Raw genomic sequence first — 14,890 nt, 5'->3', positions numbered from 1 at the left:
TTGCGCGGTCTGCAAATCATACTTTTCTTTTGACGTTACCGGAAAGCGACTGATATCTTAATTACGTCCACTGCGCCTAACTATCGGCTTATCGCTGCGCTTCGAGATTGCTTTGCAACTCTCGCTTGGCCTTCGGCACATTGGCTCAGTCACTCGAATTGCAGAGCAATTCTCGTGCCTGTCTTCGCTTCGCTCAGCACGCCAACGTCGCCAAGCCTTGGTCGTTATGCGCCATATTCTGCAATTTATACATTTACAAGGAAAATATGAAAGCTGCTAAACTATTACTCTTTATTTTGTTGCTATTGCCATTATCAGTTAATTTTGCGGATGATGAAGGAGAGGGTGAGTTAGTAGTTATCAAGCCATCTCAGCTGAGAGAAGAACCTTCTTCTGACTCGAAATTGATCTTTAATCTCTATCCGACATTGCTTATTAGAAGAAAACTTGAAGAGTCTAATGGTTGGATTAGAGTCGATAGCGGCTTTTGTACGCTAAAGAAGGAACATGAAATTTGTAATTCAGCCGAAGGATATATACCATCAGAAGCTTTGGCAAAATTTGATCGAAGCAAATTTGTTGAGTTGAAACTCCCAATGACAATCAAGTTTACCAATTTTAATTCTAATCCTGAGCTTAAATATGTTTTAGAAAAAGACGGCTCCTTCTATCATTTTGATCCAATGTGTGGCGGAGGAACTGGAAAATGTGGAAAAAGCAAACTCTTTAGGATTCATAATATAATTTGGGGAAAGCCACTTGCCAGTGATTTCGTTTATAAGTTTTTTATAAATGAAAAAGGGCAAATATGTGCTCCTTATCCAGGAAAAGATCACAACTATCCATGCAGCCAAGAATCAATTCGATAGTGAAAATAGAATACGGCGCATAACTATCGGTGCTTCCGCTACGCTTCGAGCTTGCTACGCAACTCTCGCTCGGGCTACGCCACATTTTGCTTTGTCACTCGTCTTGCAAAGCAAGCCTCGCGCCAAGTGCTTCGCACGCGCAAAACGTCGGAACACCTTGGTCGTTAGGCGCAATATCGCGATCTCTTTTCCTTTTTTTATTATATAAGTTTTGGATTTTACCTTAGAACCGAATCACGATCTACTTAAGGTTAGATCGCTTTTCACCCTTTTCTTGTTTTATATCGTATACTGATAGATTAGCTTCCATGTTAAAGATCTTATCTTAAACTCTTGCCACTTTCATATTGGATAGTACGAAAAGGGCTCGCTACTTTATATTGTGAAAGTGAATTAGCCACTAATTTGCTTTCATTCTATTTGAGGATTTTATAGAGTAGGGTTTGGGTGCAGTGTGTTAGGAGCGATACTGCGCCTAACTATCGGCTTATCGCTGCGCTTCGAGATGCTACGCACTCTCGCTTGGCCTTCGGCACATTGGCTCAGTCACTCGAATTGCAGAGCAATTCTCGTGCCTGTCTTCGCAACTGCTCAGCTCGCCAACGTCGATAACCCTTGGTCGTTAGTCGCAATGGCTAACAAACTTGTCTAATAATAAATGTATTGTTACGCATCAGAATTGGGTGGTTGTTCTCAGATACAATCTGGCGAGCATATTGTTTCCAAGGGCCTATTTGAAGATTCAATTTCAGTTAAAGGATTTCCTTGGTGTAAGGATGAAATTAAGACCGTAGGTATTAATAGTTTAGTAGCAAATATTCTTTGTTCGGAGCATAATTCAGCCCTCTCAAAATTTGATGCCTCTGCCATAAAAACATTTGAAGGGATCCGCTCTATGTCGGAACGACAAAATCGATATAAAGATGTATTAGTAAAAGCTAGATTTGGGAATAAAAAGCATAATATAAATGGTTATGAGTTTGAGAAGTGGGCAACAAAGACTTTTTTGAATATTATGCACTACTCAAAGAAAAGTGATCTATTGTATGACAAAGAGTATCTATTAAAAATAGTCTATACCAATGAGCAATTCAAGGAACCCTATGGGTTGTATAGTTTTGCAAAAAAAGGGCAGAAAATTCAGTCACCCGGTCATCTATCATTTGTTCCAATAACTAATAACTATGATAAAGAAACTATAGGAACTTTATTCGAATTTCATGGGTATCTCTTTATGTTACAGTTTCCATCAATTTCAGGAAAACCATTTATAAAGGAAATAGGTCTTCCAGGATCACTGGTGGATTGGAGTGGGGCTGCAGAAATGTGGCGTCCAAAACAATTAATAGCTCGGGAAGCTATTAAGCGCTATAAAGATACGATAGAATTTCATTGGTAAATTTTAGCCACAGCGACTAACTATCGGCTCTGACGCAGCGCTTCGAGATGCTTCGCACTCTCGCTTGGCCTTCGGCACATTTCGCTTTGTCATTCGTCTTGCAAAGCAAGCCTCATGCCAAGTCCTTCGGACTCGCGAAACGTCGTCAAGCCTTGGTCGTTAGGCGCAATATCGCGATCTCTTTTCTATTTTTTATTATGTAAGTTTTGGATTTTACCTTTGAACGAATCAGGATCTACTTAAGGTTAGGACGCTTTTCACCCTTTTCTTGTTTTATATCGTATACTGATAGATTAGCTACCATGTTAAAGATCTTATCTTAAACTCTTGTCGCCTTTATATTGGTAGCGTACGAAAAGGGTTCGCTACCTTATATTGTAGGCGTAGATTAGTCACTAATTGACTTTTTCCCTATTAGAAGATTTTATAAAGTAGGTTTGGGTGCAGTGTGTTAGGAGCGATACTGCGCCTAACTATCGGCTCTGACGCTTCGCTTCGAGATCGCTGCGCGACTCTCGCTTGGGCTGCGCCACATTGGCTCAGTCACTCGAATTGCAGAGCAATTCCCGTGCCTGTCTTCGCTTTGCTCAGCTCGCCAACGTCGTCAAGCCTTGGTCGTTATGCGCAATGCGGCTGCGAAGGGCTTGACTCTTTAACATTATTCATCCAATCCTATGTAATTCATAAGTTGGAGATTTAGAATGCAGCCAGTAAAGATTCTATTGGGAGCGTTGGCCTATTTTATTTCAAGTTTTCTTATACAAGGAATTCTCGCTGCTGTGATTGCTTTAGATTATTTTAGCAATATCCCAGTATTCAGGACTGAGCCGATCTTTTATTTGAGTATGAGTTCTACTTTATTGAGCGGGCTTGGCTTCGAGTACTTTTTCCAATTACAAATTTTACAGGTTCCTGGATACTTAAGGGGCTAAAATATGGACTTCTTACTGCTCTTATCATAGTTCCATTTGTTGCACTTGATTTGCCAGGTCGCTTTGCGATACCAAGCACTGAAAAATGGATCGTCATTCAGGGGTTATTGGGCACAACGCATTCATGTGTTGCTGGTGTTTTAACTAGCTTAGTTTATAAAAACCGCTGAAAGCGATTACGAGTGTCCACTCTGTAACGCTTGCCGCACTTCGCATAACTATCGGCTTATCGCTGCGCTTCGAGATGCTCTGCACTCTCGCTTGGGCTACGCCACATTTTGCTTTGTCACTCGTCTTGCTGAGCAAGCCTCGCGCCAAGTGCTTACGCACGCGCAAAACGTCGATAACCCTTGGTCGTTAGCCGCCATTATGGATACTGTATATTCTAAACAAATGATTGATAAAATAAATGATGTAATACTTGATCTAAAAAATTTGATCGAAGAATATAATGGTTCTTCGTATTCAGACGCCATAAGAAAGATAAATGAAACTGAGCAAGCGTTCTCAAAAGCTTGGTCAGGATCTTGGATAGGCTATCATGCTCATACTTATTTGTATAATTTTACCCCCAAAACAATAAATGAGCACTTCGACCCTCAGATAGGTCTAGTCTCTATTTATAAGAGCCCTACAGTAGGTGTTTGGATTGTATATGAATACGATGATGTGGTTTCGGAATTTATAAAAAAGTCTGATGTAGATCCAAAACTATTTATTGATATTACCGACCGGTTCAACAAAATTTTCGCAATTACAAAGAATAAATTATTACCAATCGTGGATTTTCTTTTCAATTCTACGAAGGATACTTTTTATCAAGGACTGAAAGTTGAGATGAACAGTCTTAATAAATGCATATCAAAGCAAGATTTCATTTCTGCCAAAAGCCCTAAATATCAAATTAAAACAACGGACCAGCGAGCAGCCGCCGAAGGATTGATTACTCCACCTCATATTTCCATTCAATGTTTAGCCTATGAATATGCATCCTATTGTAGTCAAGCAGAGAGATTGATTCAGATTTCTGAAAAACTTAAAGATTATTTAGAATTAAAGGAGCTAAACATTATGAATTCAGATCAAACAAAAATAAATAAAATTTTTATAGGGCACGGTAGGTCGTTGGCATGGAGAGACCTTAAGGATTTTATTTCAGAAAGATTGAAAATCGAATATGAGGAATTTAATCGAAGTCCATCAGCGGGAATGGCTACGAAGGAAAGATTAGAGCAAATGCTTTCATCCTGTACATTTGCTTTTTTAGTCATGACAGCTGAAGATACCGGTGTAGATGATAAAAAATATGCAAGATCCAATGTTGTTCATGAAATAGGTCTATTTCAGGGTAGGTTGGGCTTTACCAAGGCAATCATTCTCCTGGAAGAAGGCTGTGAAGAATTCTCAAATATTGTTGGTCTTACTCAGATAAGATTTCCCAAGGACAGTATAAAATCATGCTTTGAAGAGATAAGAAGAGTATTAGAAAGAGAAAATATAATTAATCCATAACAGCGGCTAACTATCGGTGCTTCCGCAGCGCTTCGAGATCGCTTACGCGACTCTCGCTCGGGCTACGCCACATTTGCTTCTGTCACTTCGTTTGCAGAGCAAACTCGTGCCACCGCAAACGTCGGAGCACCTTGGTCGTTAAGCGACATGGCAAATTGATAATCATATGGAAATAATATTTTGGAATATAAATAATAAAAGGGATCCAATTTCTTTGATAAATAATAGTGATTTCAATTCAAAAACTAAAATTGTTGCGATTTCAGAATTTTGGGAACAAGAGCAATATATAATAAACTCGTCGAAATATGCGCTTTTTAAATACGATTTAGCTTCGAAAAGAACAGGCTTATACTCAAGCGATTATATTGGAATGAAGTTCTTAAAATCAGAAACTTATTATTCTAAATACAATTTCATATATAATGCTGAAGCTGTTATTTTGTATATTGTGCATCTTCGTAGTCCAAGGAATTCGGAGGATGATAGCTACTCTCTTAATCAGAATATCATTAAACAGATAGCTGATGAAATTAACGCTAATTACCACAAATATTCAATTATTATGGGAGACTTTAATCTTCCGCATTATGATAAATTATTTACGGATCATTTTCATCTGAATACAACGGATTATTTTTATGATAAAGCCAGATCTACGAAGACTTATGAAAAAAATAGCAGATTAAAATTTTATTCTCCAATTAACTCATTTAATGGAGATCTATCAAAGGGACCTCCGGGGACTTTTTATTATGGGAAACGTAGTAGAGCACAAAATTGGTATATATTAGATAATATTCTAATTTCGTATCCACTTTCGAAATTTATAGATAAAGATTCATGCGAAATTATGACGAAATTCAGTGATGAAAATTTAGTAACTAAATTACAATTGCCCAATCGTTTATATAGTGATCATCTCCCAGTGAAAATAAAGCTTAAATAAGGATATTGATTATGGATGGCATATGGAAGGATTTAAAATCGAGAGGAAAAATAAAAACCCCCTTAGAGATTGTTGATAACCTGTTTAAGACTCTTCCGGGTGATGTAGATAATTTAGTTTCCTATTCTATTCAAAAGGTGAATTATTTCCCAGAAGAAGTTACATATACTACCTCATCACCAATCACTTCTATTGCAATGAATTCATTTGTAGCAAGGAAAGATCCTCATCCCGAATTCGGATATGACCCAAATGCATCTGCTTCAAAAGAACATATTAGATTTCGATTATTGCTTTTCCCAACCTCTAACGAAGAAATTACAATTGAATTATTTAAAGTTAAATTTCCGATTCTATTCTATCCATTACAGATATTCTGTGACGAACATACTTTTCCGGAAATGAAAAAATACTTCGATAACAACAAATTAATCGCTACGAATGAAAAAGATTTCACTAATAAAATTCTCCAAATTGTTTCTTCTGAGACGACATTTAGTATAATTCAGAGGTTAATGTCGTTTTAACAACCTGCCACGTCGCTTAACTTTCGGCTCTGACGCATCGCTTCGGGATGCTACGCACCCTCGCTCGGCCTTCGGCACATTTCGCTTTGTCACTCGTCTTGCAAAGCAAGCCTCGTGCCAAGTCCTTCGGACTCGCGAAACGTCGTCAAGCCTTGTTCGTTATCTGCAATGCCGCGCCCCTCATTAAGACGCCAGCCATCCTTGGCTGGCTTATAACTTAGTAACCCATTAGCTAATTAATATGAATGATTTACGTAGAAAATTATCCGTCGAGCTTGGTTTTTATAAGTCTTCATTTTTCTTTATTGGGATGAATACATTTCGTGATTTAGAGAAAGTATTTGGATCGAATAAAGAGTATATTTTAACTCACGAATATATACATTTTCTACAAGATATATCCACAACATTTGCATTAAGTAATATCTCGCACACTATTGCAGTTATTAATAATTTTATAGATGAAGCCAAAGAAAGTGATGAGAAAGAAATATCTGTACCGTTAGTCATTAGGAATGCTAATGTAAGAATCAATGATGATATGTTTCGAGTTTATTTTGGAAAAAATCTATCTTACAATATATCATTAACAAATCTAAAGATCATCAAATATGTAAAAAAGGAATACATTCAACCTGATATAAATAAGAAAATTGAATATTATTCAATAAAATTTAATAACTTAGATGGGGATATTTTCGACTATTCGTTAGGTGCAGTTGATATATTGGAAGGAATGGCGTACATAATAGAAGATCATATTCATCCATCTGAAGATGTTAACCCTCCGCTTCCATACTCGACTGTCCAATTATTGGTGGAGAAAATTGTTCCGAATTTAGCTAGTAATAAATATATTATTTCAACTATCTGCGAATTGGCGTTGCAAACATATAATCCAGGTACTATGTTTGTGGACATTCTAGAAATAATTAGCAACGATAATCTGGAAGTTAAAAATACTCAAGATATCTTAAGTATTATGGACGGATTTTCGTTTAGTGGCCCGAGTTATCCTTCAGGAACTACTTGGCGGAAAATATATAAAGAGAGTTCAGAAAGAGCTTTGGAAAACCTAAAAGGTTTTTACGGGTATAATTCGACAAGCAAAGTTAGGGATTGGATTGAAAGGGCATTCCAAATTGTTGAAAACAAGAAAAATGGAAAAGTAAATTTTATAAGTGAAATCATTAAGAGTTCGAAAGAGTCAGCTCCCGTTCAAGGCCTTATGGTTGAGTTTGGGACTCCCATTATCATAAATAATCGCCAGAAAGGATTTGCAATCGATAATGGTAACGTGAGCGATCAGTTATCATATATGCGATCTGCATTTGAGTTATATGATATTATGACTTCGAAAAAGAAGTTTATTCGGGGATGTAGTATGCGGGTGTTTTGTAAACAATTGATTAAAGAAAAAATGGTTAATTACTCTGTTGACGAAAATTGTTACCATCGACCTTGGGAACGAAATAATAATGAATCTCTATGCCCGTTTGAGGCGACTTTTGCATTTAATGAACTCGCTGGTTACAAATTTGTGCTTAGAAAAAATTAACTTAAGAAAGCTAAGGTCATAGGATTATTTATTGAGAGCAATATGAAATATCTAAGTTTTAATATTCGAAATTTTAAAGGAATCAAATCAGTTGAAATAAATTTTGGGCGAAAGCCTCCAATTAATATTTTTACTTTGGTGGGTCTTAATGAAAGTGGAAAAACAACGATTTTGGAAGCTATGCATTTGTTTTCACAGAAAGAGAACAAGAATACGCATGAATTCATTCCGAAATCGAAGAAGCATAATTTTAATGATGCTATTGAAATTGAGGCGACTATAAGCCTAAGTTCGGAAGATCAGGGATCTCTATCTAAATTTGTAAGTGACAATTATAATTTTGAAATCATTGGAGAATTTAGTAGTTTTCGGATAATAAAAAGACACGAGTTTAAAAATTCAATTCCTGAAAAGAGTAGTGTGATATGGATTGCTCAACTTCGGGTTGAAACGGCAAAAAAGCACAAAGAAAAAGTAATTGAGATAGGTGATCCCGAATTTGTCGGAATACAAGAGTATCTAGAAAAACAATTACCAGTTATTGTATATTATCCAAATTTTCTTTTTGATATACCACAGAAGATTTATTTGCAAGAGCCTCTTGAGATCTCGGAGACAGGCACAGTTCAGCAAACCGTAAAAAGTAAAGAAGATAAAACCCAACCATTTTATATGCAGGTTATTCAAGATGTTCTTGATTACATGGGCGGAGATTTGCGGATCGGGACACACATTGTCGAAAGATTTAAGCAACGAAATACATCTATCGAAGCGAAAGAAGCGCTGGAGTCGCAGATATTAAAAATGTCATCAAAGATGAATCAGGTTATATTTTCTGCGTGGAAGCAAATATTTCCGACATCTAAATCTAAAGAGATTGAGCTACAGATAGGGGACGATAATGGGCGAAGCTATTTTGAGATTAAGATAAAAGAAGGATCTAATAAATTTCAAATTCGAGAGAGAAGTTTAGGATTTCGTTGGTTTTTTACCTTTTTATTATTCACTGAATTCAGAAAAGTAAGGAATGAAGATCCCGGCGAAACAATTTTCTTATTAGACGAACCAGCTTACAATTTACATTCTACGGCGCAAAAAATCCTACTGAAAGTTTTTTCTGAGTTGGCTGACAATTGTAAATTAATTTATACGACTCATAGTCATTATTTGATTGAACCAACGTGGCTTTCTGGGGCATATATAATTAAAAATCAGGCACTGAACTATGAGAATGAAATCGACTATGAAGAAAGCAGCACGGATGTAGCTGTTATACCGTATAGGCAATTTGTCGTCGATCATCCTGATCAATCAACATATTTTCAGCCAATTCTTGATGCTTTAGACTATCAGCCTAGCAAAATTGATATCGTTCCCTATTTAACAATCTTTGAAGGTAAATTTGATTATTACTCAATGAGATATATTAATGAGATTATGTTAAATAATAAATATAAGTTAAATCCATATCCTGGAAGTGGGGATGGATTATTGCGCGTTATAAGATTATACATGGCATGGGGAGCTAAATTTATAGTTGTTTTGGATGCCGATAAAGCCGGTGTAAAAGCTAAACAAAGGTATGAAAAGGAAATTGGGTCTGCTGCCTCAGAAGTAATTCTTAACTTATCCGATATTAATAGTAAATGGTCAGGGTTTAAAACTGAGGACCTTTTTACACAAGCCGAACAATTAAGAATCATCAATACCTTATACGAGAATGAAACTGAGTATAACAAGAAATATCTATTTTCAGCTATTGAGCACTTACTTATCACCAAGAAAGAAATTAAGTTATCTAAAACAACATTAAATAATTTTGAATTACTGTTTCAGTATCTCAAGGACAAATTTCAAAAGTAGCGTTAGATTACTTGTCACGGTTCTTTCGAACCGGTCAATCCGAACGCTTCGCGATCGGGATGCAGATGCTTCTCGCCCTCGTTAAAACTGCTTCGCAGATTTTACTCGGGCTTTCCTCTGTGATTTAATGACCTCATTTGTTGTAAATACTGAGTAAAAGAAGAAAGGAGATTTCTTATAGATCTTCATAAACTTTAAAACTCGTCCATGTATAGCCTGCATTTACCAGATTCTATCTTTGAAACCTGACTCCTGCTCTTTTTGATCATTTTCCCCACTTGCGCTTGGGTAAGATTCGCTTCCATTCTTGCTGCTTTTAGCTGATGATAGAAAGCCTTCTTTTCTTCTTCAGAAATTCTCCCTAAGGCTTGTATATCCGTAGCATTTTGAGATTTGATTTTGGATTTTCTCGTCATAAATGAGCCTTCAGCGAGCGGAAATCTCGAAAGAATATATAACCCACGGTATGTCGCGTTTACTTTTTGTCAACCATGCCGCATTATGCCGTGCGTGGATTTCGAAGAATTTTTAGCAAAAGTCGGAAAGAATATTCAGACTGTACGAAAGGAAAAAGGGCTTACTCAGGAAAATATGGATGAAGGCGATTATGCCGTTCCTGTAAGAACGTTACAAGATATTGAAGCGGGCAGGGCTAATTTCACTGCCAATTCAATTTTCAAACTTTCTAAGCGATTAAAAGTTAAACCCAAAGATCTATTGGATATCTGAATAGTTTTGCATTAAATCTTAAATCGAAATTCTATTGGCATTCCCTAACCGGCTTCGCCTTCCTTGGCTGCGCCGGTTAGAATTCGGGGCGCGGCACAGCAGATAACTAAAAATTGTCGCGGCGCTTCGGGATCGCTTCGCGACCCTTGCTTGGGCTTCGCCAAATTCCGCTTTGTCACTCGTCTTGCAAGGCAAGTCTCGCGCCAAGTCCTTCGGACGCGCGGAACTTCGACAATTATCTTTCGTTAGTCGCCATGCCTCAAGAATATTTAGTTATGGAAAAATACCTGACCTTCAAATCACAAGAACTCTTAACTGAGCAATCGACAATTGCAGAAGTTTTTGGATGGAATTCGATTCATAGAAATCAAATGAATTTTTTTCTTAACTTAGATACTCCGTTGAATAAGATTAATGGAGAATTTAAGAACATGAGCATCTTTTACGTTACAGTTATGCTTTTGCGAATTCCTTTTAAATTCGAATCTGTTTATATTTTATTGAATAAAGGCTACTATCTGGAATCGCTTCCTATAATTAGGAAACTCTATGAAATATTTATTAAAATTCGATACTTTATGAAATTTCCAGATAAGGCTGAAGACCATTTGGTTAATGGGAAGAGGACGAAGTTCAAAGTACTTTTTAACGAATTCTCAACTGTAGAGGACGTTTTCTATCAAAGATACTATGGAAAGTTACTTAGCGAATTAGTTCATGGTGGGTTAGGGGAAGTAACATTTACGTTGGATAGAGAATTTGATTATGCCCACAGATCGAATAAGCTCGACATGAAAATGTTATCCTTTCCCTTAAACATGTATCATTTTATTCTAATCGGTTACATTAATTTAGTTAAAGAATTAGAAAGAAATTATAATCTTCTATTAAGTACTGATTTTGAACAAGATAGAAATTTATTTGAGGTCTATATGAGTAACTGGCAAAAGTCTCAATTAGAATCTTTCCCGGAGAATAAAGAATTCTTCGAATATTTAACCCCGATTATAACTTTTTAATCGGCACGGCGACTAACTATCGGTGCCTCCGCTCCGCTCAAGGCTGCTTCGCACCTCTCGCTCGGGCTACGCCACATTCGCGTCCGTCACTTCGTTTGCAGAGCAAACTCGTGCCGTTTGCGAACGTCGGAGCACCTTGGTCGTTAGACGCCATAACGCTTGAAACGAATGCCGGACATCCTTGTCCGGCTTGATTTGATAGATTTCTATTTCCAGGAAAGGTCGATTTTTTTGTGTTTCGAAGCGCACTCAGCTAAGTATAAATTAATTAGATTTTGATAAGGAATACCTGTTTTATCAGACAAGCCTTTGAAATAACCTATTGTATCAACATCAACTCTGATGGTAATAGGCTTTTTTAATTTCTTTAAATAAGGGTTTTTCTTTGATTTTGAAAAATCGTATTCTTTTCTCATAAAAATGTCTCGTATTGTTTAGATTCAGATTTTGTAGCTTTTCTTGCAGAAATAATTCTAATTACGTCTTTAGATGATCTGTAACAGTGTGAGACCATAAGTAAATTCAGTTTATGACTAAATCCAAGAATGATGAATCTTTCTTCCTTATCGGAATGATCTGGATCATTAATAATCCTAGCGTTTTCATCATAGAAAACTGTTTTAGCTTCTTCAAAAGAAATGCCATGTTTTCTTTTATTGGAAGAGTTTTTTGCTGAATCCCATTCAAAGTCGATTGACGACATATGTATGGTAGCAATATACTATACATATATTTGCAGTCAATAGGAATTTTCAAGAAAATTAAGAGATAGGGGATTAGCAGAGCGCCATCCGTGGCGCAGTATCGCGTTACAGGCGCCTAACTATCGGTGCCTCCGCGCCGCTCGGGGCTTGCATACGCAACCCGCTCGCTTGGGCTTCGCCACATTCGCTTCTGTCACTTCGTTTGCAAAGCAAACTCGTGCCATTGCGAACGTCGGAGCACCTTGGTCGTTAGACGACAGCTTGCAAAATTTTCAGAAAATACAGAAATAAATGATACGATTAAAATATAGAAAGGAGATCAGATCGTGGCGATCAAAAAGATAGAACTTTGTTGTAAGTTTACCAATGTTAATTTCGCCTGCTTACCAGAATTACCAGCGCGTCTTGGGAAATTTGGCTTCGAAGTTGTAGCTTTCAGTGCTTCTATTAATTCATATCCAACGATTATTGATTTTGACTCTATCGATGATTTACCGGATTATATTAAAACTAACGGGCATCCAAACAGTTACAGATTTTCATACGATTCGTCGGGATCGCCAAGAAAGAATTTTACCATTGATAAGTTAATTAATATTCATAAAGAAAAACTTCTTCTTTTGGAAGCTACCGGTTTTGGAAATGAAGAGATGCTCAAGGATATAGCCTCATTTTTGGGAGTAGAGCCGGATTATTATAAAGAAGAAGCAAGTAAGTTAGAGAAGTCTGTATTCATTGCTCATCGGTTTGACAAGCAAGGAACAGAACTGGCTGAGAAATTAGCGCGATTTTTAGCCTTGCTTGGGTTTGCTGTAAAGACGGGAAGAGCATTCTCTCCAAAATCTGTTGCGCTGAAAGTAAAGGAAAGATTAAAGAGTCAAAGTATAATTCTGGTTATTTACTCAAAAGGTGACGACTCAACTTGGCTGACCCAAGAATCTATTATCGAATCTTCTGAAAAACCCTTGTTCATTTTGAAAGAAAATGGGGTAGAATTCAAACCAGGAATTCTTGCTGATTTGGAGTTTATTCCTTTTAATATAGATGCGATTGAAGAAACGTTTATTCCAATTCTAGAGGGCTTGAAAGAGATAAAAGTGATAGGTTGAAAGGCGTTTTTGAGTGCAAGCCGATCGTCTAACTATCGGCTTATCGCTGCGCTTCGAGTTTGCTTTGCAACTCTCGCTTGGCCTTCGGCACATTGGCTCAGTCACTCGAATCGCAGAGCAATTCTCGTGCCTGTCTTCGCTAATGCTCAGCTCGCCAACGTCGATAAGCCTTGGTCGTTAGGCGCAATATCGCGATCTCTTTTCCTTTTTTTATTATGTAAGTTTTGGATTTTACCGTGGAGCTGATCACGATCTACTTAAGGTTAGATCGCTTTTCACCCTTTTCTTGTTTTATATCGTAGGCTGATAGATTAGCTTCCATGTTAAAGATCTTATCTTAAACTCTTTTGACTTTCATATTGGACGGTACGAAAAGGGTTCGCTACCTTATATTGTGAAAGTGAATTAGTCACTAATTTGCTTTTATTCTATTTGAGGATTTTATAGAGTAGGGTTTTGGTGCATCGTGTTAGGAGCGATACTGCGCCTAACTATCGGCTCTGACGCAGCGCTTCAGGATTGCTTCGCAACCTTCGCTTGGCCTTCGGCACATTGGCTCAGTCACTCGAATTGCAGAGCAATTCTCATGCCTGTCTTCGCTTCGCTCAGCACGCCAACGTCGTCAAGCCTTGGTCGTTAGTTGCCATTCTGGTTGAGTATTTCTTTAATTCAAAAAAACAGAAGACTTAGTCATCAGATATGATGAGGATCCAGATTTAACTTCTTCAAAGATTTACTAAATTCTTGATCAAAGGTTACTATTTTGGCTTCTAATGTTCTACTGGCAGCAGCTAAAACTGCATCGCCGTAATCTTTCATATGTTTAGGCCATAAGGAAAGTATAGTTTCCGGATAATAAGCTGGTTCGAAGGAAACGCCTGGATTTGCTATAAGATCCTGAATAATTTGATTAATCTCTTTTTGTTCAACAGAATAAATACTTTTAAAAACAAAGACGATCTCGGAAATGTTATGGGAAGTGAGTATGATTTCATATTCTAATCGAGAGATTCGTTCCCAAAAGGAAACCATTTTCTCATGTTGTTCTTGGTTTCTTTTATTCAGAAATGAAATGTAACAATTAGTATCTAAAATGAGTTTCATTTAGAATATCTTTTAGCTCTTTCTTCCCAAGCTTTCTTAATATCTGATTTAGTATCAGAAGATCCTTTATTGAGAAAACCCTTATATTTAAGGAATGGTTTATTGGCAGATTCTATATGAATCCCTTGTTCATCAATTGACCACTCGATCACATCTTCCATGGAGAGCTTTAGGGAATCCCTGATTTCTTTAGGAATTGTGATTTGGTATTTTGAAGTTATTTTAGATCTAAGCTTCATGTCCTTACAATAATAGAAAAAGTAAGGAATTGTCAAGATAAAAAGCCAGAACGGCAACTAACTATCGGCTCTGACGCTGCGCTTCGAGATTGCTTACGCAACTCTCGCTTGGCCTTCGGCACATTTCGCTTTGTCACTCGCCTTGCATGGCAAGTCTCGTGCCAAGTCCTTCAGACTCGCGAAACGTCGTAAAGCCTTGGTCGTTAGGCGGCAATATCGCGATCTCTTTTCCTTTTTTATTATATAAGTTTTGGATTTTACCTTAGAACGGAATCACGATCTACTTAAGGTTAGGTCGCTTTTCACCCTTTTCTTGTTTTATATCGTATACTGATAGATTAGCTACCATGTTAAAGATCTTATCTTAAACTCTTTTC

The 14,890-nt window shown here is 37.2% G+C and carries 16 protein-coding genes; 11 read left to right on the top strand and 5 right to left on the bottom strand.

Annotated features, from left to right (window positions below; genetic code table 11):
- Positions 1–266 precede the first annotated feature (266 nt).
- The 8 genes from CH365_RS19645 (at position 267) to CH365_RS19610 (ending at position 9,609) form a co-directional block, all read left to right on the top strand.
- The gene (locus tag CH365_RS19645) at positions 267–869 is read left to right on the top strand and encodes a hypothetical protein (RefSeq protein WP_100770245.1); all 603 of its coding nucleotides are present in this window, start codon (positions 267–269) and stop codon (positions 867–869) included.
- Between the two features lie 658 nt (positions 870–1,527).
- Positions 1,528–2,268: a hypothetical protein gene (locus tag CH365_RS19640; RefSeq protein WP_125226347.1), complete on the top strand. Its 741-nt coding sequence runs from the start codon at positions 1,528–1,530 to the stop codon at positions 2,266–2,268.
- Between the two features lie 701 nt (positions 2,269–2,969).
- The gene (locus CH365_RS19635; RefSeq protein WP_100770243.1) at positions 2,970–3,200 is read left to right on the top strand and encodes a hypothetical protein; all 231 of its coding nucleotides are present in this window, start codon (positions 2,970–2,972) and stop codon (positions 3,198–3,200) included.
- Between the two features lie 261 nt (positions 3,201–3,461).
- Positions 3,462–4,712: a TIR domain-containing protein gene (locus CH365_RS19630; protein ID WP_208861249.1), complete on the top strand. Its 1,251-nt coding sequence runs from the start codon at positions 3,462–3,464 to the stop codon at positions 4,710–4,712.
- Between the two features lie 166 nt (positions 4,713–4,878).
- On the top strand, positions 4,879–5,661 hold the full coding sequence (locus tag CH365_RS19625) for an endonuclease/exonuclease/phosphatase family protein (protein ID WP_125226346.1): 783 nt from the start codon (positions 4,879–4,881) through the stop codon (positions 5,659–5,661).
- A gap of 11 nt (positions 5,662–5,672) precedes the next feature.
- Complete coding sequence (locus CH365_RS19620; protein WP_100770240.1) at positions 5,673–6,188, top strand: hypothetical protein; 516 nt, start codon at positions 5,673–5,675, stop codon at positions 6,186–6,188.
- Positions 6,189–6,429: 241 nt separating this feature from the next.
- A complete protein-coding gene (locus CH365_RS19615; RefSeq protein ID WP_100770239.1) occupies positions 6,430–7,746 on the top strand; it encodes a hypothetical protein in 1,317 nt (438 codons plus the stop codon).
- Positions 7,747–7,788: 42 nt separating this feature from the next.
- Positions 7,789–9,609: an ATP-dependent nuclease gene (locus CH365_RS19610; protein ID WP_100770238.1), complete on the top strand. Its 1,821-nt coding sequence runs from the start codon at positions 7,789–7,791 to the stop codon at positions 9,607–9,609.
- A 194-nt stretch (positions 9,610–9,803) separates the two neighbouring features.
- Here the strand turns inward: CH365_RS19610 and CH365_RS19605 are convergent, their stop codons facing one another.
- Positions 9,804–10,025, bottom strand: a complete 222-nt coding sequence (locus CH365_RS19605; protein WP_244283334.1) for a helix-turn-helix transcriptional regulator — start codon at positions 10,023–10,025, stop codon at positions 9,804–9,806.
- Positions 10,026–10,119: 94 nt separating this feature from the next.
- Here CH365_RS19605 and CH365_RS19600 point away from each other — a divergent pair, with 94 nt between their 5' ends.
- On the top strand, positions 10,120–10,338 hold the full coding sequence (locus CH365_RS19600; protein WP_100770247.1) for a helix-turn-helix domain-containing protein: 219 nt from the start codon (positions 10,120–10,122) through the stop codon (positions 10,336–10,338).
- 275 nt (positions 10,339–10,613) lie between these two features.
- Positions 10,614–11,357, top strand: a complete 744-nt coding sequence (locus CH365_RS19595; protein ID WP_125226345.1) for a DUF5677 domain-containing protein — start codon at positions 10,614–10,616, stop codon at positions 11,355–11,357.
- A gap of 206 nt (positions 11,358–11,563) precedes the next feature.
- Here CH365_RS19595 and CH365_RS19590 read toward each other — a convergent pair whose 3' ends face one another.
- The gene (locus CH365_RS19590; RefSeq protein ID WP_100708323.1) at positions 11,564–11,773 is read right to left on the bottom strand and encodes a CopG family antitoxin; all 210 of its coding nucleotides are present in this window, start codon (positions 11,771–11,773) and stop codon (positions 11,564–11,566) included.
- Entirely contained in the window at positions 11,770–12,060 is a 291-nt protein-coding gene (locus CH365_RS19585; protein ID WP_100770236.1) for a BrnT family toxin, read from the bottom strand. The genes CH365_RS19590 and CH365_RS19585 overlap by 4 nt, the downstream gene beginning before the upstream one ends.
- 327 nt (positions 12,061–12,387) lie before the next feature.
- On the opposite strand from CH365_RS19585, the gene CH365_RS19580 reads away from it, so the two are divergent.
- Positions 12,388–13,170 carry a hypothetical protein gene (locus tag CH365_RS19580; RefSeq protein ID WP_100770235.1) on the top strand — a complete coding sequence of 261 codons (783 nt, stop codon included), beginning with the start codon at positions 12,388–12,390 and terminating at the stop codon, positions 13,168–13,170.
- A 693-nt stretch (positions 13,171–13,863) separates the two neighbouring features.
- Here CH365_RS19580 and CH365_RS19575 read toward each other — a convergent pair.
- Positions 13,864–14,274, bottom strand: a complete 411-nt coding sequence (locus CH365_RS19575; RefSeq protein ID WP_100770234.1) for a type II toxin-antitoxin system VapC family toxin — start codon at positions 14,272–14,274, stop codon at positions 13,864–13,866.
- The gene (locus tag CH365_RS19570; protein ID WP_100770246.1) at positions 14,271–14,513 is read right to left on the bottom strand and encodes an AbrB/MazE/SpoVT family DNA-binding domain-containing protein; all 243 of its coding nucleotides are present in this window, start codon (positions 14,511–14,513) and stop codon (positions 14,271–14,273) included. The genes CH365_RS19575 and CH365_RS19570 overlap by 4 nt, the downstream gene beginning before the upstream one ends.
- Positions 14,514–14,890 lie beyond the last annotated feature (377 nt).

Origin of the sequence: Leptospira neocaledonica (assembly GCF_002812205.1) — a bacterium.
Lineage (GTDB): Bacteria > Spirochaetota > Leptospiria > Leptospirales > Leptospiraceae > Leptospira_B > Leptospira_B neocaledonica.
The sequence above is the reverse complement of the archived record's forward strand: the minus strand, read 5'-3'. Positions and strand labels throughout refer to the sequence as shown.